General features: G+C 73.0%; 16 protein-coding genes and 1 riboswitch. Of the genes, 14 read left to right on the top strand and 2 right to left on the bottom strand.

Translation table 11 applies throughout. From position 1 onward, the window contains the following. The first annotated feature begins 20 nt into the window (after window positions 1-20). The 5 genes from metK to BL254_RS15590 all read left to right on the top strand — a co-directional run bounded on the left by metK (window position 21) and on the right by BL254_RS15590 (window position 7,620). Entirely contained in the window at window positions 21-1,214 is a 1,194-nt protein-coding gene (metK, locus tag BL254_RS15610; protein WP_076843764.1) for a methionine adenosyltransferase, read from the top strand. 237 nt (window positions 1,215-1,451) lie between these two features. Then, complete coding sequence (locus BL254_RS15605) at window positions 1,452-4,067, top strand: hypothetical protein (protein WP_076843762.1); 2,616 nt, start codon at window positions 1,452-1,454, stop codon at window positions 4,065-4,067. 163 nt (window positions 4,068-4,230) lie between these two features. Beyond that, window positions 4,231-4,779 carry a peptide deformylase gene (gene def, locus BL254_RS15600; protein WP_076843760.1) on the top strand — a complete coding sequence of 183 codons (549 nt, stop codon included), beginning with the start codon at window positions 4,231-4,233 and terminating at the stop codon, window positions 4,777-4,779. Between the two features lie 244 nt (window positions 4,780-5,023). Then, window positions 5,024-6,049 carry a methionyl-tRNA formyltransferase gene (gene fmt / locus BL254_RS15595; RefSeq protein ID WP_076843758.1) on the top strand — a complete coding sequence of 342 codons (1,026 nt, stop codon included), beginning with the start codon at window positions 5,024-5,026 and terminating at the stop codon, window positions 6,047-6,049. Next, a complete protein-coding gene (locus BL254_RS15590) occupies window positions 6,046-7,620 on the top strand; it encodes an RsmB/NOP family class I SAM-dependent RNA methyltransferase (RefSeq protein WP_076843756.1) in 1,575 nt (524 codons plus the stop codon). The genes fmt and BL254_RS15590 overlap by 4 nt, the downstream gene beginning before the upstream one ends. 333 nt (window positions 7,621-7,953) lie before the next feature. Here the strand turns inward: BL254_RS15590 and BL254_RS15585 are convergent, their stop codons facing one another. Continuing rightward, window positions 7,954-8,547, bottom strand: a complete 594-nt coding sequence (locus BL254_RS15585) for a hypothetical protein (protein WP_076843754.1) — start codon at window positions 8,545-8,547, stop codon at window positions 7,954-7,956. Window positions 8,548-9,646: 1,099 nt separating this feature from the next. Here BL254_RS15585 and BL254_RS15580 point away from each other — a divergent pair. The 6 genes from BL254_RS15580 (at window position 9,647) to ribH (ending at window position 15,880) form a co-directional block, all read left to right on the top strand. Then, window positions 9,647-10,510 (top strand): SAM-dependent methyltransferase, encoded by an 864-nt coding sequence (locus BL254_RS15580; RefSeq protein ID WP_052914843.1) that lies wholly within the window; start codon window positions 9,647-9,649, stop codon window positions 10,508-10,510. Between the two features lie 777 nt (window positions 10,511-11,287). Continuing rightward, window positions 11,288-11,986, top strand: coding sequence for a ribulose-phosphate 3-epimerase (gene rpe, locus BL254_RS15575; RefSeq protein ID WP_047224479.1), 699 nt, complete (start codon window positions 11,288-11,290; stop codon window positions 11,984-11,986). A gap of 160 nt (window positions 11,987-12,146) precedes the next feature. Beyond that, window positions 12,147-12,608, top strand: a complete 462-nt coding sequence (locus BL254_RS15570) for a dCMP deaminase (protein ID WP_076843817.1) — start codon at window positions 12,147-12,149, stop codon at window positions 12,606-12,608. A 268-nt stretch (window positions 12,609-12,876) separates the two neighbouring features. Continuing rightward, a riboswitch (FMN riboswitch) is annotated at window positions 12,877-13,005 on the top strand. 123 nt (window positions 13,006-13,128) lie between these two features. Continuing rightward, window positions 13,129-13,965, top strand: a complete 837-nt coding sequence (locus BL254_RS15565) for a riboflavin synthase (RefSeq protein ID WP_076843815.1) — start codon at window positions 13,129-13,131, stop codon at window positions 13,963-13,965. Continuing rightward, on the top strand, window positions 13,962-15,407 hold the full coding sequence (locus BL254_RS15560) for a bifunctional 3,4-dihydroxy-2-butanone-4-phosphate synthase/GTP cyclohydrolase II (protein WP_076843752.1): 1,446 nt from the start codon (window positions 13,962-13,964) through the stop codon (window positions 15,405-15,407). Before BL254_RS15565 ends, BL254_RS15560 begins: the two co-directional genes overlap by 4 nt. Then, the gene (ribH, locus tag BL254_RS15555; protein ID WP_076843750.1) at window positions 15,404-15,880 is read left to right on the top strand and encodes a 6,7-dimethyl-8-ribityllumazine synthase; all 477 of its coding nucleotides are present in this window, start codon (window positions 15,404-15,406) and stop codon (window positions 15,878-15,880) included. Before BL254_RS15560 ends, ribH begins: the two co-directional genes overlap by 4 nt. Window positions 15,881-16,206: 326 nt before the next feature. On the opposite strand, the gene BL254_RS15550 is transcribed toward ribH, so the two are convergent. Further along, window positions 16,207-16,866: a TetR/AcrR family transcriptional regulator gene (locus tag BL254_RS15550; protein WP_047224481.1), complete on the bottom strand. Its 660-nt coding sequence runs from the start codon at window positions 16,864-16,866 to the stop codon at window positions 16,207-16,209. Between the two features lie 334 nt (window positions 16,867-17,200). Here BL254_RS15550 and BL254_RS15545 point away from each other — a divergent pair, with 334 nt between their 5' ends. From BL254_RS15545 to BL254_RS15540, 3 genes are all read left to right on the top strand, one after another. After that, a complete protein-coding gene (locus BL254_RS15545) occupies window positions 17,201-18,739 on the top strand; it encodes a DHA2 family efflux MFS transporter permease subunit (protein ID WP_047224467.1) in 1,539 nt (512 codons plus the stop codon). Between the two features lie 685 nt (window positions 18,740-19,424). Beyond that, window positions 19,425-19,664: a hypothetical protein gene (locus BL254_RS27185; protein WP_157180582.1), complete on the top strand. Its 240-nt coding sequence runs from the start codon at window positions 19,425-19,427 to the stop codon at window positions 19,662-19,664. A gap of 128 nt (window positions 19,665-19,792) precedes the next feature. After that, on the top strand, window positions 19,793-21,709 hold the full coding sequence (locus tag BL254_RS15540) for a hypothetical protein (protein WP_076843748.1): 1,917 nt from the start codon (window positions 19,793-19,795) through the stop codon (window positions 21,707-21,709). Window positions 21,710-21,773: the final 64 nt, after the last annotated feature.

The following is a 21,773-nucleotide window of genomic DNA, read 5'->3' as shown; positions in this document are numbered from 1 at the left end:
ATCTCCCAGGGGGTCATGACGTGGCGACGCGCCTGTTCACTTCCGAGTCCGTTACCGAGGGGCATCCGGACAAGATCGCTGATCAGATCAGTGACTCCATCCTCGACGCGATGATCAAGGATGACCCGCGCAGCCGGGTCGCGGTCGAAACGCTGATCACCACCGGCCAGGTCCACGTCGCCGGTGAGGTCACCACGGACACCTATGTGGACATCGCCGCCGTCGTCCGCGAACGCGTGCTGGAGATCGGCTACGACTCGTCCAAGAAGGGCTTCGACGGCGCGTCCTGCGGGGTGAGCGTGTCGATCGGGTCGCAGTCGCCCGACATCGCCCAGGGGGTCGACACCGCCCACGAGGCCCGGGTGGGCGGCGCCGGCGAGGACGAGCTCGACCGCCAGGGCGCCGGCGACCAGGGCCTGATGTTCGGCTACGCCTGCGACGAGACCCCCGAACTGATGCCGCTGCCGATCGCGCTCGCCCACCGGCTCGCCCGCCGCCTGTCCGCCGTCCGCAAGGAGGGCCGCATCGGCTACCTGCGCCCCGACGGCAAGACCCAGGTCACCATCGAGTACGCCGACGGCCGGCCGGTGCGGCTGGACACCGTCGTCGTCTCCACCCAGCACGCGGCCGACATCGACCTCGACACCCTGCTCGCGCCCGACATCGCCGAGTTCGTCGTCACCCCGGAGCTGGCCACCCTCGACATCGCCACCGACGGGCACCGGCTGCTGGTCAACCCGACCGGCCGGTTCGAGGTGGGCGGCCCCATGGGAGACGCCGGCCTCACCGGACGGAAGATCATCGTTGACACCTACGGGGGGATGGCCCGCCACGGCGGCGGTGCCTTCTCCGGCAAGGACCCGTCCAAGGTCGACCGGTCGGCCGCGTACGCGATGCGCTGGGTCGCCAAGAACGTCGTCGCCGCCGGGCTCGCCCGCAGGTGCGAGGTACAGGTCGCCTACGCCATCGGCAAGGCGCACCCCGTCGGCCTGTTCGTCGAGACCTTCGGTACCGGTGTGGTGCCCGACGAGCGGATCCAGGACGCCGTGACCACCGTCTTCGACCTCCGGCCGGCCGCGATCATCCGGGACCTGGACCTGCTGCGGCCGATCTACACCCAGACCGCCGCCTACGGCCACTTCGGACGCCCGGAACTCGACTTCACCTGGGAGTCCACCTCCCGCGCCCAGTCCCTGGCCGCCGCCATCCGCTGACCCCAAATTTCCGCTTGGCGAAAATTTGGGGGCCCCTGCCTCTATGGTTGGGGCTTTCGTGGGGCTGGCGGTCGCCCATGCGACCGCCAGCGGGGCGGATGGTGTGGGTGTGTCCGCTTGGCGAAAATTCGGGGGCCCCTGTCTCTGGGCTTCGTGGGGGGCGGGTCGCCGCGTCTGTAAGCGGGTGTCCCCGTGGGGGATGGACGATCTGTCGTAGGGGACTGGTACCAAACAGGTATGCCCGAACAACTTGGGGTCTTCGTCGGGCTGGACGCCGCAGCCGGCCCGACGGCCGGCACGGCCCCACCGGCGGGCGGGGCGGCCGCCGCGGGGGTGGATGTCGGAGTGCCTGCGCCCGCTCGGGGCGCCCGCTCGCCTCGCCCGGCGTCCTCGAGAGTGGGTACTGGCAGGAAGACCGTCGCCGCTGTGGGGGCGCCGGTCGCCGCGAGCGAGCTGCCGGTCGCCCGGGTTGCGGTGGACGTCGGGCACGCCCATCTGGACCGGCCGTTCGACTACCTGGTACCGCGGCAGTGGGCGCAGGAGGCAGTCCCCGGCGCTCGGGTCCGGGTCCGGTTCGCCGGCCGGCTGCTGGACGGTTTCATCCTCGAGCGCTGTGAGCGTTCCGAGCACACCGGCCGGCTCGCCTTCCTGGCCAGGGTCACCTCCGCGGAGCCGGTCCTCGCCCCCGAGATCGCCGAGCTGGCCCGGGCGGTGGCCGACCGTTACGCGGGCACGGTCGCCGACGTGCTCCGGCTCGCCATCCCACCCCGGCACGCCCGAGTGGAGAAGGAGACCAGGGCACAGAAGGAGCCTCCCGTCAGCTCGACGTCCCCCGCCGGCCCGCCGACGCCGGCTGACCCGCCGGCACGGCCGACGGCGGCCGGGCCGGCGGTGGATGGGGCTACAGCAGCTGGGACGGCGGTGGCTGGGAGCACGGCGGTGGCTGGGAGCACGGCGGTGGCGGCGCGGGCGGGGCTGCCCGGTGCCTGGGCGGACTACCCTGACGGGGAGCGGATGCTGGCGGCCCTGCGGGCCGGCGGCAGCCCCCGGGTCGTGTGGTGGGCGCTTCCCGGGCCGTCATCCTGGCCGGCGATGGTCGCCGCGGCCGTGGCCGCCACGGTGGCGTCCGCCCGCGGGGCGGTGGTCGTCGTGCCCGACCACCGTGACGTCGACCGGGTCGCCGCCGCGCTGATGGACGTGCTCGACCCGGACGATTTCGTCACGCTGCGTGCCGATCTCGGCCCGGCTGAACGCTACCGGCGCTTCCTCGCAGCCCGCCGCGGGCAGGCCCGGGTCGTCGTGGGGACCAGGGCGGCCGTGTTCGCCCCGGTCGTGAACCTCGGGCTGATCGCCGTCTGGGATGACGGGGACGACCTGCACGCCGAGCCGCGCGCCCCCTACCCACACGTGCGGGACGTCGCCGTGCTGCGCGCCCGCCAGCAGCGGGCGGCGCTGATCGTCGGTGGCTGGTCGCCGTCGACCGACGCCGAGGCGATGGTCCGTGTCGGCTGGGCCTCGGCCATGGCCGCGCCGCGCCCGGTGGTCCGGGCCGCCGCGCCCCGGGTCGAGGCGACGGGCTCGCAGGTCGAACAGGACCGGGATCCGGCGGCGCGGGCGGCGCGGCTGCCGTCGTTGGCCTGGCGCGCGGCCCGGGACGCGCTGGCCGCGGGCGCGCCGGTCCTCGTGCAGGTGCCGCGGCGTGGGTACCAGCCGTCGCTGGCCTGCGCGGGCTGCCGACGGCCGGCTCGCTGTCGGCACTGCCGGGGGCCGCTGGGACGCCACGGCGGCTCCGGGCCGCCGTCCTGCGGCTGGTGCGCGCGGGTGGCGGTCGGCGCGCGGCCCGACGTCCACCACCCGCCGTCCGGGGCCGCCTCCGGTGCCGGCGGACGGCCCGCCAGACCTTCCGCGTCCGTCCCGCCCAGATCCTCGGCGGCCGTCCCGCCCAGGCCCCCGGCGCCCGTCCCGGCCGGATCGTCGGCGGCTGTCCTGGGCGGATCTTCGGTGGCTGTCCCGGCCGAGGCCGGGTGGCGGTGCCCGTACTGCCGGGATGTCCGCCTCCGGGCGAGCGTCGTCGGGGACCGTCGCACCGCCGAGGAGCTGGGACGCGCCTTCCCCGGGGCCGTCGTGCGCACCTCCGGCCGGGATGGCGTGCTGGCGACCGTCGCGGCGGCGCCCGCGCTGGTGGTGGCCACCCCGGGGGCCGAGCCGGTGGCCGACGGCGGGTACGGCGCGGTCCTGCTGCTCGACACGTGGGCGTTGCTGGGCCGCCCGGATCTGCGCGCGGCTGAGGAGACGCTGCGCCGGTGGTGCGCGGCGGCGGCGCTTGCCAGGCGCGCGGCGGACGGCGGCCGGGTCGTCGTCGCCGCCGACGCCGGGCTCGCGGTGGTCCAGGCGCTGACCCGCTGGGATCCGGCCTGGTTCGTCCGGCGGGAGGCGGACGAGCGGGCCGCCCTCGGCTTCCCGCCGGCCACCCGCGTCGTCGCTGTCGAGGGCAGCGCCGGCGCGGTTGCCGACCTGGTCGCGGCGGCGCGGCTGCCCGCCGGCGCCGACGTGCTTGGCCCGGTCCCGTTGGAGGAGGCGGACCGCCCGGCCGGCGCCGGGACGGCGGGCCGGCCCGCTCCCGCTGGTGAGACAGGTCGATCCGTCCCCGCCGGGCGGGCGGCCCGGCCTGCTCCCGCCGGGGACGCGGACGCGCCGGAGCTTGCCGGGCAGCGATGGGAACGTGTCCTGGTGCGGGTTCCCAGAGCGCAGGGGCAGCAGCTCGCGGCCGCGCTCAAGGCAGCCCGCGGCGTGCTCGACGCCCGCCGTTCCCCACCGGTGCGGGTCATCCCCGATCCGATCACTTTGCTGTGATGGTGCTGTGATGATTATGTCTCGCGTAAGTTACGTAATGTAATAAATCCGTTCCTGATGGACGTGTATTTTGATGGATACACGTTGCGGGCGCGGGATGATGCGGGCTCGGGGACGACGACGCGGGCGCAGGACGCACGCGGGCGAGGGAAGAGGGGCGGCAGTGACGGTCCGAGAGATCCGACTGTTGGGGGACCCGGTGCTGCGGACGGTGGCCGAACCGGTCACCACCTTCGACAAGGAGCTCCGCCGCCTGGTCGCCGACCTCGTCGAGAGCATGCACGAGGCGGGCGGGGTCGGGCTGGCCGCGCCGCAGCTCGGGGTGTCGCTGCGGGTGTTCACCTACCACGTGGACGGTGAGGTGGGGCACCTGGTCAATCCCGTCCTCGGGCCGTTCAGCGAGGAGCTGATGGACGGTGAGGAGGGCTGCCTCTCCCTGCCCGGCCTCTCCTTCGAGCTGAAGCGGCCGGAGCGGGTGATCGCGGTCGGCCAGAACGTCCACGGCGATCCTGTCACGATCGAGGGCAGCGGCCTGCTGTCACRCTGCGTCCAGCATGAGACCGACCATCTCGACGGGGTGTTGTTCATCGACCGGCTGGACCCGGAGACGAAGAAGGCGGCCATGAAGGCCATCCGCGAGGCGGAGTGGGCCGGGCAGGCTCCGCCGGCGGTGAAGGTGTCCCCGCATCCGCTGTTCGGCCGCGCCCGCTGACCTGCTTTCCCGGACGACGTTCCCGGCACCGGCGCTCCTGTCGGCGCCCCGGTGAGCGGTTGGTCCGGACACCGGGCCCGGCCGGCGACTGTTCCGCGGAACACGACCCGCTGGACCGCGCACGCGCGGGACGCGGCTAGCGTTGGACCGTGCGCACTTTCCTGTCCCTGTCCCCGTCCGTGGATTCCGCGGAATCCACGGGTTCCGTAGGTTCCGTGGGAGCGACCTGGTCGGGTGGCCGCTGATGCGGGTGGTGTTCGCCGGTACCCCGGCGGTGGCGCTGCCGAGCCTGCGGGCGCTGCTCGACTCGTCCCGCCACGACGTCGTCGCGGTCGTGACCCGTCCCGACCGGCCGGCCGGGCGCGGCCGGAAGGTCGCGCACTCGCCGGTGCGGACGCTCGCCGAGGAGCGGGGCGTGGAGGTGCTGACCCCACAGAAGCCCCGTGACCCCGACTTCCTCGCCCGGCTCACCGAGATCGCCCCGGACTGCTGCCCGGTGGTGGCCTACGGCGCGCTGCTGCCCCGGGCCGCCCTGGACATCCCCCGGCACGGCTGGGTCAACCTGCACTTCTCCCTGCTGCCCGCCTGGCGCGGCGCCGCGCCGGTGCAGCGCGCCCTGCTGGCCGGTGACGACGTGACGGGCGCGTCGGTCTTCCAGATCGAGGAGGCCCTCGACAGCGGCCCGGTGTACGGGACGCTGACCGAGCCCGTCGGCCCCCACGACACCGCCGGTGACCTGCTGGCCCGGCTGGCCGATGCCGGCTCCCAGCTGCTCGTCGCGGTCCTGGACGGGATCGCCGACGGATCGCTGCGGGCCCGGCCGCAGCCCGCCGAGGGGGTGTCGATCGCGCCGAAGCTCGACGTCGCCGACGTGCGGATCGACTGGTCCGCGCCGGCCTACCGAGTCGATCGGCTGGTCCGGGCGGCCGCTCCGGCGCCTGGCGCCTGGACGACGTTCCGCGGCCACCGGATCAAGATCGGCCCGGTGCGTCCCGTCACCGTCACGGAGACGACGGCCGTGGCGGCAGCCGTGGCGGCGGGCAAGGGCGATGGCGGGACAGGCGCCGCCGGTGGGGACAGTGCCGCACCCCTCGGCGTCGAAGATCTTGCTTCTGGGCAGATCGCCGTCGGCGGTCACGGCCGGATCGCGGTGGGGACCGGCGGCGGGGTCGTGCTGCTCGACGAGGTCCGTCCCGAGGGCCGTCCCACGATGGCCGCCGACGCGTGGGCGCGGGGAGCCCGCATCGCCGCCGGCGAGAGGTTCACATGAGTCCGGCCCCCGCCGGGGGCACGCGGGCACGGCAGCGGGCCCGGCCGCCGGCGTCCCGGGCCGATCCCGCCCGGCTGCTCGCCTGGGAGGTCCTGCGGGCCGTCGACGAGCGTGGCGCCTACGCGAACCTGCTGCTGCCGGCGCTGCTGGCCGGCCGCCAGCTGTCCGCCCGCGACCGGGGTTTCGCCACCGAGCTGACCTACGGCACCCTGCGCGCCCTGGGTGTCCTGGACGGGCTGCTCGCCACGGTCGCCAACCGCCCGCTGGACGAGGTGGACCCGCCGGTGCGGGACGCGTTGCGGCTGGGCGCCTACCAGCTGCTGCACACCCGGGTGCCGGCGCGGGCCGCGGTCGACTCGACCGTCGACCTGGTCCGCCGGACCAGCGGTGAACGGCCGGTGCGGTTCGCCAACGCGGTGCTGCGCCGCCTCGCCGCCCGGGTGGAGGCCACCGACGGCGATCTCGCGGTGCTGCTGGCCGCACCCGGCTACGACGACGACCCGGTCGGCCATCTGGCGACGGTCACCGCGCATCCCCGCTGGGTGGTCGAGACGTTCGCCGCCGCCCTCGGCGGCGACCTGGCGCGGACCCGCGCCGCGCTGGCGGCCGACGACGAGCGTCCCAGCACCCATCTGGTCGCCCGTCCTGGCCTGATCGACCGGGACGGGCTGCTGCGGGCGGCCCGGGACGCCGGCCTGGCCGCCGAGCCCGGCCCGTGGTCGCCGTACGCGGTCCGGCTGGCCGGCGGGGATCCGGGGCGGCTGCCGGCGGTCCTGGCCGGCCAGGCCGGCGTGCAGGACGAGGGCAGCCAGCTGGTCGTGGCCGCGCTGTCGCGGGTGGCCACGGTCGGGGCGGACACCGGGGTGAGCGTCGATCTGTGCGCCGGGCCGGGTGGCAAGACCGCCCTGCTGGCGGGCCTGCTGCCCCGGACCAGGCTGGTCGCGGTGGAGCCGCGGGCCACCCGGGCCCTGCTGGTGGCCGCCGCGGTGGCACGCCCGGCCCCGGCGCCCGATCCCGCCGACGCCGTGAGCGGCCCGGCGGCGGCCGTGGGAGACGCGGCGGCCGTGGGAGATGCCGCGGGCAGCCCGGGAGCCGATGCGGAAGGCATGGCGGGCGGCCCGGTGGCGGGCCGGTCGAACGTGGTGGTGGTACGTGCGGACGGGCGGGCGGCGCCGCTGCGTCCTGGCAGCGCCGACCGGGTGCTCGCCGACGTGCCCTGCACGGGCCTGGGGGCGCTGCGCCGCCGGCCGGAGGCCCGCTGGCGCCGCACGCCGGCGCAGGTCGCGCCCCTGTCCCACCTGCAACGGCAGCTGCTGGCCGCCGCCGTCGACCTGGTGCGCCCCGGCGGGGTGGTCGGGTATGTGACCTGCTCGCCGCATCCGGCCGAGACCGTCGAGGTCGTGACGGACGTCGTGACGCGGCTGGCTGCGCGCGGCGTCGGCGTGTCCGTCCTGGACGCGCGGGAGTACCTGCCCGGGGTGCCGGATCTCGGCGACGGCCCGTTCGTACAGCTGTGGCCGTACCGGCACGGCACCGACGCGATGTTCCTGGCCCTGCTGCGCCGTTCCTAGCCCTGCCGCGCCGGCTTCACCAGCGCGGCGGCCACCACCCGCCAGACCTGGCCTGGAGCACCGGTCGGATGGTCGCCCATCCTGTCCTGGCCAGGAAAGCGAGGGTGGAAACGGCCGCTGGAGCGACCGCCCGTTCCCTCGCTTTCATGATCCGGCATTCGACAGTATTCGATCATGAATTTTTGCCTGGTTTCGGGACGGGTCCGTGTGCCGGAGATCCGATCGGTTTCGGGGTGGCTGGCTCCGCCCCGCCGGGGCCGGGGCGGGCGGGAGCAGGCTGGCTGGCCCCGTCCCGCCGCGGCCCGGCAGGTGGTCGTGCGACGGTCGTCAGGATCAGGAGACCTGGCCCTTGACGCAGTTCTGGGGGCTGCAGGCGATGGACCGCCAGTAGTGGACGCCGTCCACGTTCCAGCTCAGGGCTCCCCAGATGGAGCCGATGGCGGTGTCGGAGCACCAACCACCGGTGGGCGCGTCGCCGATCGCCGCCGTCTGTCCCAGATCGTTGCCCCGTCTGACGGTGCCGGCCTCCCCGGACACGTTGGTCTTGCCGTTGGCCTGCAGGTTGGCCAGGCGCACCTGGAAGGTGTTCTGGTTCTGCCAGATCTCGACGCGAGCCCCCGGGCCGGCGTTCTGCTCCCGCAGGGTCCAGGGGGCGGACGGCTGCCCGCACAGGTTCTGGACCCGGTCCTGGGGCTGCCCGGGGCTCTCGGTCTGCGTGGGAGTCGACGTCGGGCTMTGGGTGGGGCTCTGCGCGGAGGGCGACGTCGGGGTAAGGGTTGGGATCTGCGGTTGGGTGGGGGTCTGGGCCCGCGCGGGTGTGGCCGCCAGCGACAGCCCGACCGCCAGCGCGGCGGTGGTCACCAGCGTCGTCAGGATCGTGGCCGGCCGGCGTCGTGACGCGACCGGGCCATGTGGGATGACATGCACTATTCGGTATCCTTTCTCCACCCGGAACTGTGGACGCAGAGTAGTCACGTCCACGCTGTGTGCTTCTGTTCCGGTACGAAAGTTCCCTTCAGGCGTCCCTGGCAGACCTGTGACCAGCGCCTTCACCCCTTCCGGGTCTGTCCGCCCCCAACGGGCGCGCCCATCTCCCCGCCATCTCACCGTCTCGCCATCCAGCCGTCTCGCCGTCCCGTCTTCTCCGGCGGTGACGGCCGCTGCGTGGCCCGCGCCGTGATCCCGGCCGTCCCGCGTCGGCTGGAGCCAGCTCGGTACTGGCCGCGTGTGATGGGCTGACGGACAGCACCCCGCGCACACCGGCGACGTGGAGTGATGACCGGGGCCGGTGTCGGCAGTGTGCGATGGAGGCCTTGTCGCCCGTGCCGTGATGGTGTCGTGCGTCAGGATTATCTGGGCGGTATGCCCGCGGACGTTCACCTGACCGAACGTTGGACGGCGAGACGGGCGCCGCGGTCACATCGTGCGTCCGCCGCGGTCTCATCGGCCTGCCGGTCGGCCCGGTCGGCCCGGTCGAGAACGGTGTACGACGCGGCTGCAAGCCACCGCCTGTTCGGCGGCACCGTACCGGTTGGTACTGATTGCGGATCTTGAATGGTCGGGGTCCGGGTCAAGACCCTGATCAAACGCATCCAAGTACCGACTCGACCTCGTCATCGACTTACTCGGCCAGGTCGGCCGGAGCATGGATCCGGAACCGCAGAAGCCGGACAGGCCCCGGCCGTTCAAAGTCTGCGGCAATCCCGACGCGCGTCAACATGCCTTGAAAAACCTCAAAGAAATCAACCGAAGAACAAACTTCGGCGGCCCGGCGTAGTGGCGAGGCCGGGTCACGACCGGGAAACGCGCCGATGCCCTCGGCGATCGCTGCGAGGGATGCGGCGGTCCTCACTCCGCCGACGGGCATCGAGGTAGGAGCCAGGGCAGAAGGTGGGGCTCAGAGGGCGGTCTCGACTCTGCCGGCGAGCCGGCTTCTCTAAGATCTGACGCGTTATGTCACTTCCGCTTCTCTTGGCACCGGGGTGCCGGTTGCGGCGGTGACCCGCCTTGGTCGAGAGGGGGAGCGTTGTCTGACAGCGAGAGCCAGCACGGCACACCAGAGCCGGTATCACTGAACGTACGCGACGGGGTGTTCGTCTCGACCTGGATCGAGGCCAGGGTCGATATCTCGGTGCCGAGCATCGCCCGGGTTTATGACGCGCTGCTCGACGGGAAGGACAATTTCCCGGCTGACCGCGCTGTCCACGACCAGCTCATCCAGGTGATCCCGGACGGCAAGACCGCCGCCCAGTACAACCGGCAGGCGCTCCGGCGGGGCGTCGAGTTCATGGTGGAGCAGGGCGTCCGCCAGTTCATCGACCTCGGCTCGGGTCTRCCGGCCGCCGAGAACACCCACCAGGTCGCCCAGCGAATTGCGCCCGAGTCGAAGGTCGCCTACGTCGACATCGACCCCATCGTGCTGGCGCACGGCCGGGCGCTGCTGGCCGAGAACAGGAACACCACGGTCGTCACCGCGGACTTCAGACGTCCCGACGAGGTGCTGAACAACCCGGACGTGACCGCGCTGATCGACCTGTCGAAGCCGGTCGGGCTCCTGATGCTCGCAGTCGTCCACCACGTCCACGACAACGAGAACCCGGCTGGTCTGGTCCGCGCATACGTCGACCGGACGGTGTCGGGTAGCCACCTGTTCCTCACCCACTTCGTCGACCACGGCGAGGAGACCAAGCCCATCGAGCAGGTGCTTCTCAACGAGCTGACGAGGGGGCGCTTCCGCTCGATCGAGGAGATCACCTCCTACTTCGACGGGCTGGAGCTCATCGAGCCAGGCGTGGTCTACAACCCCTTGTGGCGTCCCACCGAGCCGGTCGCCAAGCCGTACCCGCTCGCGGTCCGGCTGGTCGCGGGCGGCATTGGGCGCAAGTCGTAAGATTTGCTGTCTTTTGCCATAAGAATCGATCCGCCGACGCGCCGAACGGACGGCCGCTCCGACGCGCCGGTGGTGTGCTGACCGGAGGGATGCGGGGCCCCGCCGCGCGCGGCGGGGCGGGCGGGGTCCTGTTCGGCGCGGCGTGTGCGGCGCCCTGGCGCCGGGCCGGCTCCGCACACGGCCGGTCCAGCTGACGATTGGTCCAGCTGACGGTTGGTGAGCCGGCAGGCCGCCCCACTCGGCCTCCGCGACGCCAGCGCCGCCTCCCCGCCGGCACGCCACCGCCCCTGGTAGGCATGGCTCGTGTTCACCCGCAGCCGCCCGGCCAACCTCCACCGGGCCGACACCCGCGGCCGAACAGCCCCGCGGCCTGTACCCGCACCGTCTCCCGGCGGGCACGCGCCGCCGGGATAAGCCACCACCATCCGGCCGGATATCTCACGCCCCCGGCACAGACCCGCCGCCTGGCGGCACGTAGGCACGCCAGGTGCGATCGGACGGACTTCGGATTCCGACCATTCAAGATCTGTAGCACATCCCCGAACAGCCACCGATCCGTGCCCACGCCGATCGTCCGGCAGGTGGAAGAGTCCGCGAACGGAGCGGTGACGTGGTTTTCGTCCCTCCTCACCCCGTGTTTTTGACGTCATGGCTCCGTTCGCGGGTACCRCCGCTCCGGCGTGGAGGAGTGGCGCGTTGTGACGGTGGGTTTGGGTGATCGCCACAGGGGCGGACGGGGCGGTGGTGGGCCGCTGGTGGGTCGATACGCTCGCGGGTGTGGCAACCGCGCAGATCTACCCGAGCCTGCTGGCCGCCGATTTCGGGCGGGTCGCCGACGCCGCGCGTGCGGTCGAGGGCCACGCCGACTGGCTGCACGTCGATGTCATGGACTACCACTTCGTCCCCAACCTGGCGTTCGCGCCGGACACGGTGACCGCCCTGCGCACGGTCACCACCATCCCGCTCGACTGCCATCTGATGATCGACGATCCGGACCGCTGGGCCGCCGGCTACGCAGAGCGGGGCGCGGCGAACGTGACCATCCATGCCGAGGCCGTCCGCGACCTGCCCCGCACGACCGACGCCATCCGGGCTGCCGGCGCACGCACCGGGCTCGCGGTCAAACCGGCCACCCCCGTCGAGCGTTACGTCGACGACCTGCACCGTTTCGACCTGCTGCTGCTGATGACCATCGAGCCCGGGTTCGGCGGCCAGAAGTTCATGGACGAGGTCCTGCCGAAGATCGAGGCGGCCCGGCGGCTGCTGGACGACCGGGGGCTCGACCTGTGGCTGCAGATCGACGGCGGGGTCAACGCCGAGACCATCGAACGGGCGGCACGGGCCGGGGTGGACGTCTTCGTCGCCGGCACCGCCGTCTACGGTGCCGCCGACCCGGCCGCGGCGCTGGAGGCGCTGCGCGGGCAGGCGCTGGCCGCTTCCCCCCGGCTGGTGGCGCCGGTCCCCGAGAAGGGCTGACCGGGCGGTGGCGGCGGACGGCCGAGCGGGCCCGGGACGCCAGGAACCGGCTGGCGACGGTCCGGCGAGCGCGGAGAGCGGTGGTCCGGCGGGCGCGGAGAGGGCCGGTCCCGAAGCGGCGGCCGGTCCCGAGACGGCGGCCGGTGCGGACGAGCGGTGGCTGCGGATGGCGGTCGAGATCTCCCGGCGGTGCCCGCCGTCACCGAGTGCGTTCTCGGTGGGCGCGGTCGTCGTCGACCGGTCCGCGGGCCCGGCGGCGGACGCGTCCGCGCGGGTGCTGACGGCCGGTTACTCGCGCGAGCTCGACCCGCGTGACCACGCTGAGGAGGTCGCGTTGCGCAGACTTGCGCAACGTGCCCAGGACGGCCCGCCGGTCCCGGCCGGCTCGCTGACGCTCTACAGCTCGCTGGAGCCGTGCAGCGCCCGGGCGTCACGCCCCCGGACCTGCACGGAGCTGATCATCGAGGCGGGGATTCGCCGGGTGGTCTTCGCCTGGCGTGAACCCGAGGTGTTCGTCGACTGTGAAGGCGCGGAGATCATGCGGCGCGCCGGCCTCGACGTTGTCGAGGTGCCGTCCCTGGCCGCGGCGGTCCGGGCGGTCAACGCCCATCTGCTCACATGATCATCATTCGCGTGGCGTTTTCCGCATGACGTTTCTCACACGATGCCGTTCATGTGACGTCGCTCATATGGAACACTTATATAAACCGTCCAAGCGTAATCGTCCTGGTGGCAAATACGTATAAAAGCGGATGTACGGGGCTGGTTGTCCGCGGCTGGACGCGCGAAGATGGACGAAGAGTGATGGGTGTGCTGCCGTCCGGTATCACGTGAGCTTTCTTGCACCTGTGCCGTCCGCATGTGCCAGACTTGGTCAGGTAGTTAGCAGCACGCGCGCTCCGGGGTCGGTGAAAATCCGAACCGGCGGTGACAGTCCGCGACCCGTCCGCAGCCAGCGGACGGCTGATCCGGTGGAATTCCGGGACCGACGGTGAAAGTCCGGATGGGAGGACGCGCGCGGGCGTGTGCTGTTCGACGGCCCCAGGCCTGCCGACGGCCCGTCCGGCGTCTGTGCGCCGGATGCGTCCCGCGTGATCGCCTCTGTCTCGGACGTGGCGCCGGGACGAGAGGGCACATCAGGAATGTTCACCGGCATCGTCGAGGAACTCGGCGTGGTCGCGGCCATCGAGCCGCGGCCGGCTGCCGCCCGACTGATCATTGACGCCACAAAGGTGCTCGAGGACGTCAGCGAGGGCGCGTCCATCGCGGTCAACGGGGTCTGTCTGACCGTCACCAGCTGGTTTCCCCACGGCGAGGGGCAGGCGTTCGCCGCCGACGTCATGCAGGAGACGCTCGACCGCTCGTCCCTGGGCGGGCTGCGCGCCGGTGACCGGGTCAACCTGGAGCGCCCCGTGCGCCTGRCCGACCGCCTCGGCGGGCATCTCGTGCAGGGGCACGTGGACGGCGTCGGCGTGGTCCTCGAACGCCGCTCCAGCACCTCCACGACCACCTCAACGGCATCTACCACAACGACGGCCTCCGCAGTGGCCTCCACCGTGGCCTCCACGACGGCCTTCACGACGGCATCCACAGCGGCCTCCGGTGACGCGGCGGCGACGGGAGGCGATCCCGTCACGTTCGGCCCGGACACCCAGTGGGAGATCGTGCGCATCAGCCTGCCGCCGGGCCTGGAGCGCTATCTCGTCGAGAAGGGATCCATCACCGTCGACGGTGTCAGCCTGACGGTCGTCGAGATCACCCCGGCGGACGCGACGACGCCCGCCACGTTCACGGTGAGTCTGATCCCGACGACGTTGCAGGCGACGACCCTCGGTCGGCGAGGGGTGGGGGAGCGGGTCAATCTCGAAGTCGACGTGCTGGCGAAATACGTCGAGAAGCTTGTCGTCGCGGGGGAGGCGGCCGGTGCCGGCTCGTCCAGCACCCCCGTCATCCACAGCGGGAGCGGRCAACTGTCATGATCAAAAATCTGCCAGTCGGTGATACGCGTTTCGCCTCGATCGACGAGGCGGTCGCGCAGATCGCCGCCGGCCGGCCGGTCGTCGTCGTCGACGACGCCGACCGCGAGAACGAAGGCGACCTGATCTTCGCGGCGGAGAAGGCCACCCCGGAGCTGCTGGCCTTCATGATCCGTTATACGTCCGGGGTGGTCTGCGTGCCGATGGACGGCGCCGACCTCGACCGGCTCGAACTCGACCAGATGGTCCCGCACAACACCGAGCGGATGGGCACCGCGTTCACCGTCTCCGTCGACGCCCGGGCCGGGGTGACGACCGGCATATCCGCGGCCGACCGGGCGCTGACCATCAGGCTGCTCGCCGACCCGGCGACCACCATCGCGGACATCACCAAGCCCGGCCACGTCTTCCCGCTGCGCGCGAAGGTCGGTGGGGTGTTACGGCGTCCCGGCCACACCGAGGCCGCGGTGGACCTGGCCAGGCTCGCCGGGCTGCGTCCCGCCGGAGCCATCTGCGAGATCGTCAACGACGACGGCAGCATGGCCCGGCTGCCGGAGCTGACACAGTTCGCCGAGGAGCACGGGCTGCTGCTGATCTCCATCGCCGACCTGGTGGCGTACCGGCGGCGCAGCGAACACCACGTCGAACAGGTCGCCGACACCAGGATCCCCACCGGCTACGGCGAGTTCCGCGCCTTCGGCTACCGCGGCGTCATCGAGGACGTGGAGCACGTCGCGCTGGTCAAGGGGGACATCGGGGACGGCTGTGACGTCCTGGTGCGGGTGCACAGCGAATGCCTCACCGGCGACGTCTTCGGCTCCCGCCGCTGCGACTGCGGGACGCAGCTCGACGCCGCCCTGCGCATGATCGCCCAGGAGGGCCGGGGCGTGGTCCTCTACATGCGGGGGCACGAGGGCCGCGGCGTCGGCCTCATCCACAAGCTGCGGGCCTACCAGATGCAGGACGCCGGGCACGACACCGTGGACGCCAACCTCGCCCTCGGCCTGCCCGCGGACGCGCGCGACTACGGCACCGGCGCCCAGATCCTCGTCGACCTCGGCATCCGGACGATGCGGCTGCTGACGAACAACCCGACCAAGCGGGCCGGGCTGGAGGGCTACGGCCTGGAGGTCGTCGAACGGGTCGGGCTGCCGGTGAACTTCACCCCGGAGAACCTGCGCTACCTCACCACCAAGCGGGACCGGATGGGACACGACCTGCCGGGCCTGCCGAAACTGCCGGCCGTGCCGGCCGTGCCAGCCGTGCAGGCCGTGCAGGCAGGGCCGAAGGTCGCGGGAGTCCGCGCCGACGTCCCGCTGCACTGCGTCGGGGGCACGAGCGTCGGGAGCGCGGGCGCGCACCCGGTCCGTGCGACGGAGGCGGAGTCGGCGGTGACGGACGAGGAACTGCTGATGGCGGACATGTGCCAGGGTGAGACGGCATGAGCGGTCAGGGCGCGCCGGCGCCGTCGATCCCGGACGGCGCCGGCCTGCGGCTGGCCATCGTGGCGACCCGTTGGCACGCCGAGATCACCGACGCCCTCGTCGACGGCGCGCTGCGGGCGGCCAAGGACGCCGGGGTCGCCTCCCCGCTGCTGGTCCGGGTGCCCGGCGCGGTCGAACTGCCGATCGTGGCGGCGGCGCTGGCCGCCCGCCACGACGCGGTGGTGGCGCTGGGTGTGGTGATCCGCGGTGGCACCCCGCACTTCGACTACGTCTGCCAGTCGGTGACGCAGGGGCTGACCGAAGTCGCCCTGGACACCGGGGTCCCGGTGGGTTTCGGCGTGCTGACCTGCGACACGGTCGAGCAGGCGCTCGACCGTGCGGGCCTGCCCACCTCGGCGGAGGACAAGGGCCGCGAGGCCACCTTCGCCGCCCTGGAAACCGCAACCGTCCTACGGGACCTCCGCCACGGTTAGCCTCGGGTCAGGGCGTGCCTGACGGATGTTCGATCGCGCGGGCGGCGTCCAGCCGGCCACATCGACCAACATCCATCAGACACGCCCTGTGGCGCGCTCTTCCAGATCGGTCGCGGCTGGTCTGTCGTTCCGACCGACGGGTCGGTGTCGTCCAGGCTGAAAGTCGTCCAGGCTGAAATCGGCCGGCAGCGCGGTGTGGAACAACGACGTGGAACAACAACTCGGCCCGGAAACGGCGGCCCCGGTGTGCCGATGGCGGCGCGCCGGCCGTTCGCGCGGGTCCTTCTCGGGCGCACGATCTTCCGGATGCGCGAGCCGGGGGATCTTCAGGTGGGGTCCGTCGCCCGGGTGCCGAAGGCGTGCAGGAAGGTGTCGACCGCGGCCCGCGCGACAGCCCACATCTCGTCGTCGGAGATGGCCCGGGTGCCGAACCGGGTCCGTCCCTCCAGCGAGCCGGTCAGCAGGGCGGCGAGCTGTTCCGCCGCCGCCGCCGGGTCCCCCGCCCGCAACCGGCCGGCCAGCGCCAGCCGGGCCAGCCGGTCGGCGAGCGCCTCGGTGACCGGGTTCGTCGCCCGCCCCTGGATGATGTCGAGCAGGTCGGGGAACTGGTTGATCTCGGCGTACAGCAGCCGCCGCAGCGCCCAGCCCCGCTCGTCGCAGAAACACTGGATCAGGTGGTAGCCGACGTCCTCCAGGGCGGTGCGGACGTCGCTGTCGAGGTCGCGTAGCCGGTCGACCGCGGCCAGGTTCTTCGCCAGCGCACTGTCGGCCTCGGCGGCGATGGACGCGCGCAGCAGGGCCTGCTTGTCGCCGAAGTGGTTGTAGATCGTGTGCTTGGCGACCCGGGCCTCGGCCGCGATGACGTCCAGGGTCGCCTGGGCGTATCCCTCCCGGGCGAAGACCGTGAACGCGGTGCCGAGAATGGCCGCCCGCCTGTCGACACGCCTACGTCTGCCGCCGGACGGCCGGTCCGCGGTAGCCGGCAGAGCCGCAGCGGCCCCAGCGGTGGCGGCGGTGGCGGCGGTGGTTGGAACGGACTGAGCGGCCGGAGCGGCCGGAGCGATCGGTGCGGTGGCGTCGGCGGCTGCCGGCCGCGCATGCCCGGTTGCCGGCGCCTCGGTCGCGCCGCCCGACCGTCCGCTGGTTGTTCGCCGGCCGGCCGTCTGCCCGCCGGCCGGCCGGCCGCCGTTCACGGTCCCGCTCATGGCCTCACGGTACCGGTTGCCCTCCTTCCATCCCCGGTACAGTCGCAACGTTGAAAACGTCATGGTGCTGTAAAGTGCACTCACACGTGCACGATGATGCTCACCGGAGGGCACTATGGCGGACGCGTTCCAGGAGCAGGACCGGTTCGACCCCCCACTCCGACGGCTGATCGCCGTGGTTCTGCTCGGCGGGATCATGGGGATCCTGGACGGGTCGGTGGTCGCCGTCGGCGTCGACACCCTCGCCACCGGGTTCCACACGTCGCTGAGCACGATCGGCTGGGTCTCCACCGGCTACCTGCTGGCCCTCACCGTCGCCATCCCGATCACCACGTGGGCCGTGGACCGGTTCGGTGCCCGGCGGCTGTGGCTGGCCGCCCTCGTCGCGTTCCTGGCCGCGTCCCTTGCCTCCGGACTCGCCTGGAACATCGCCAGTCTGATCGTCTTCCGGGTCGCCCAGGGCCTGGCGGCCGGCGTTCTCGACCCGCTGGTGCTGACCCTGCTGGCCCGCGCCGCGGGCCCTCGCCGGGCCGGGCGGGTCATGGGCCTGATGGGCATGGTGCTCTCGACCGGGCCGGTGCTCGGGCTGATCGTCGGCGGGGTCGTCCTGGCCAACTTCTCCTGGCGGTGGATGTTCCTGATCAACCTGCCCATCGGGATCGTGGCGCTGGTCGGCGCCGCCCGGGCGATACCGCCCGACCCGCCGCGAACCGCGCAGCGCCCCGCCCGCCTCGACATCGTCGGCGTCGCCCTGATCGGGCCCGGGTTCGCGGCCGTCGTGCTGGGYCTGACCCAGGCCGCCGAGCGCACCACCGTCGCCGCCTGGCAGGTGCTCATCCCCCTCGCCGCGGCCGTGGCACTGCTCGCCGGGTACGGACTGCACGCGCTGCGGGCGCCGTCGCCGCGCCGTACGCCACCACTGATCGACCTGCGGCTGTTCGCCAACCCCGGGTTCGCCGCGAGCGTCGCCATCATGACGCTGGTCGGCCTGACGATGTTCGCGAACCTCTTCGTCCTGCCGCTCTACTACCAGCAGCAGCACGGGCGGGGCACGCTCGCGTCCGGGCTGCTGGTCGCCCCCTTCGCCGTTGCCGCGGTCATCGCCATGCCGCTGTCCGGACGGCTGTCCGACCGGCTCGGCGCCCGCGCCCTCGTCCGGGGCGGAGCGGTCGTCACGGCCCTCGGCGAGCTGGCGTTCACCCGGGTCGGCGGGCACACCAGCGAGGTGTGGCCCGCGCTCGCCGCCTTCGTCGTCGGCGCCGGGCTGAGCTTCGTCGGCGCGCCGACCATGGGATCGCTCTACCGGACCCTGCCCCCGGCGTCGGTGCCCCAGGGCAGCTCGGTGCTCTACATCCTCAACCAGCTCGGCGCGGCGATCGGCATCGCCGTCGTCACCCTCATCCTGACGACCGTCGGCCCCGGCGACGGGGACGGGACGGCGGGCTTCCACGGCGTCTACTGGTTCGCCCTCGTCACCGTCGCCGTCATCCTGACCGCGAGCGCGTTCCTCCCACGCCGAACCGCGAGCCCGCCCACCGCCGCCACGGCCCCAGCCCCCACTACCGCCACGGCCCCCAGTACCGCCACGGCCCCAGCCCCCACCCAGCCGGCCACCGGACCAACCAGCGAGGAAACCGCCCTTCCCAGCAGGTGACCGCGACCGGAGAAGCGGTACGCGGCAGCCCATTGGCGCAAGGATGTGAATTCAGTGCTGCTGTGACAGCACTGAATTCACATCCTTCGTGCGTTTCGGAATCCTCTGAGGTCCCCGGTGCGCGGCATGTGCGGTGGATGTGGATGCGGTGAGCCGCGGGGATGCCTGGACGCCGCGGTCCGCCGCACCGCATACCGACCGGTGCCGCGCCCGCCGACCTGTCAGGGGTCCGGCCATACCGCGCCAGGGCAGCCGCGACAGGCTCGGTACAGYGCGACAGGCGGTACAGGGAGACGGACACCCCGCCCCGCCGCGGGAATCGCCGGCGGGATTGTCAGAGGATCTTCCGGTAACCGCCGATGACGGGGCCTCCACCTGCGGAAACGGCTCGCTGGTGGTTGGTGTTACACYGTTGCTCGGGCACTCCGGCCACGAGCGGCCGGAACACACGATCAGTAAGTATGGAAATTCGCGCTCGACAAGGGCTCCGACGCCGTCACCGCGGCCGGTGGCCGTTCCGCCCGGGCAGAACGTCGTTCCTGGCCGGACAGCGGCTGACAGGGTGTTTCGCCCACTCCGGGTGAGGTGTGTGTGAACGGGGTGGGAGCGGCATCGGTCCTTGTCGAGCCGGATCCGTGCCCCGATCCGGATCCGTGTCCCGAGCGGGCGGGTGTGAGCGGCGTGGGTGGTTCTGGAGATCGGCCTGATCCAGGGCGAGATGGGACCGGCCGCGGTGATCTGGCAGGCGGTGATCTGGCAGGCGGCGGCCTGGCACAGGGCGATCTCGGATTCCGGCCCGATGTCGACCCGCGTGTTGGGTGTCCATGGGCGGATTGTTTACTGGCGTTGGTGGGGAGATCGGGTGGTTCCGGTGGTTCGGGCCGAGGATGTAACTGTTCCTTGTCGAGGAGACTCGTATCCGTAACGGCCGGCGCATACCGTGGTCGTGGTGGCCCGGATCGGCGGATTTGGGGCTGTCGCGTCTCGTGGGCGATTCCGGCCGGTGCCGGTGCCGGTGCGGCCCACCACGGGAGGGGGAGGCGGTGGTGAGCGGTGACGACCGCGCGAAGGCGTGACGAGGACGGCCACGGGTCGGATGCCGCGCGCCAGCCGGGCGGGTACGGGGATCCTGACGGGCTCCGGGGCGTCCGCGAGGACGCCGACAGCCGGGCCGATATCCAGGACGTCCGGTCCGGGATGCCTCCTGTAGCGGATCTTGGCGACGCCAGGCCGGTTTCCCTGCTCGGCCTGCGCATGCCCGACCTGGAAGGTGAGCGCGACGCGACCGTCAGCCGCCGGGCCAGCCGCCCGCGCCCCGGTGGTCGTGGGGACGGTGCGCCAGCACGTCCTGGCGGGACGCGGGCCGACGCCGGCAGGCGGACGCCGTCGCGCCCCACCCGCGGGGAGACCCGGCCAGCCGCCCGCGGCGGCGAGCGAAGCCACACCGGCCCCGGAGACACCGGATCCGGTATCCCCGGATCCGGTGTCTCCGGGGCCGGCATTCCTGAGCCTGGTGTTGCTGAAGGCGGCCGCACCGGGCCTGACGTCACCGGATCCAGCGTCCGCGGGGCTACCGCCCCGGACACTGGTGCCCCGAACTCCGGCGTTGCCGGAGTTCCCGTCTCCGAAGCCCCTGTCTCCGATGTCCCCGCACGTGGTGCCGCTGTCCCCGGGGGCGGCGGCACCGGGGCTGTCGGCGGCGCCGGGGCTGTCGTCGTCAGATCCGGGATCGCTGGTGCCGGTGTCATCGGAGCCGGCGGCGAGCCCGGCCAGGCCGGATCCGAAGCCGCTGGAGACGGTGTTGCCGGGGCCGGCGGAGCCGGGATCCGGCCAGGTACAGGGGGTACGGACGGCCTGGGAGGGCTCGAGGCGCCGGCCGCCGCCGGCCGTCCACCGGTGCGGGCGCCGGACGGGCCGGGCTGGACTCCGGACGTGGGGGAGTTCCGGGCCGGTGTCGCCCCTGTCTCCGCGGGCCTGCCGCAGGCCCGTGCCACCGCGACGGGTCATCTGACCGCCGGGCACGGTGGCCTCGACGGTGGTCTCGGCAGTGGCCTCGGCAGTGCTCTCGACATGGTCGCGACCCGGTGCCAGTGGGTGCACGTCGGCGGGCTCGAGGGCGGTTGTGGACGTACGACGGTGACGGCCGGCATCGCGATGGCGCTCGTGGCGTCCCGCCGTGACCGGATCATCGCGGTGGATGTGTCGCCCGAACAGCCTGGGGCGCTCGCCGCCCGGCTGGGCCCCCCAGCCGGCCGGGGAACAGGCCGGGGGCCTGGGCGGGGAGAGCTCGCCCGCGCCGCGAGCGGGTTGCCTGCGTCGTTACCCGAGATCCGCCGGTTCGCCCCCGGCGCCGGTGCGACGGGCCCGGCAGGCCCGCTGGTGTCGACGGGGCCGCTGGGCTCGGCGGGGCCGGTGGGGCTGGTGGGTCTGGCGGGCCCGGCATCGACGGGTCCTGACGTCATGATGGGGGCGTCCGGCGCGGACGTCGACGGGCGCCCCGCCGGGGATGCCGGGGGCGTCGAGGATGCCGGGCGGGTCGAGGAGGTCGGCCGTGCGCTCGACGCCGTCGGGGAGTGGTACGAGGTGGCGCTGGTCGACAGCCCGCCGGGCTGGAGCCGCCCGTTGCCGGCGGCGCTGCTGGCCCGGGCCGACGCCCTGGTGCTAACCGTGCGTGCCAGTGCTGTGGCGCTGTCGGCCGTGGACGACGCGCTGGACGGGCTTGCCGGCAGCGGCCGGGGTGAGCTGGCCGGCTCCGTGACGATCGCGGTGGTGGAGACCGGCCCGACGCGGTGGTCCGGCCGCGCGCGCCGCCGTCTCGCGCGGCTGGCGGAGCGCGGCCACACCATCGTCGTCGTCCCGTTCGACCCCGTGCTGGCCGGTGGCCGGGCGGTGGCCTGGTCGGGCCTGCGGCGCCGTACCCGGGCCGCCTTCGGTGAGCTCGCCGCCGCGGTGGACCCCGGCATCTGCTGACCTTCACCCGGAGGGCGGACGGACCGGGCCGCCCGAAGCGGGGCCGCCCGAAGCGGACAGCGGC

Source organism: Protofrankia sp. BMG5.30 (assembly GCF_001983005.1).
GTDB classification, from domain to species: domain Bacteria; phylum Actinomycetota; class Actinomycetes; order Frankiales; family Frankiaceae; genus Protofrankia; species Protofrankia coriariae.
Note: the sequence above shows the minus strand (reverse complement) of the source record. Positions and strands in the feature narration are given on the sequence as shown.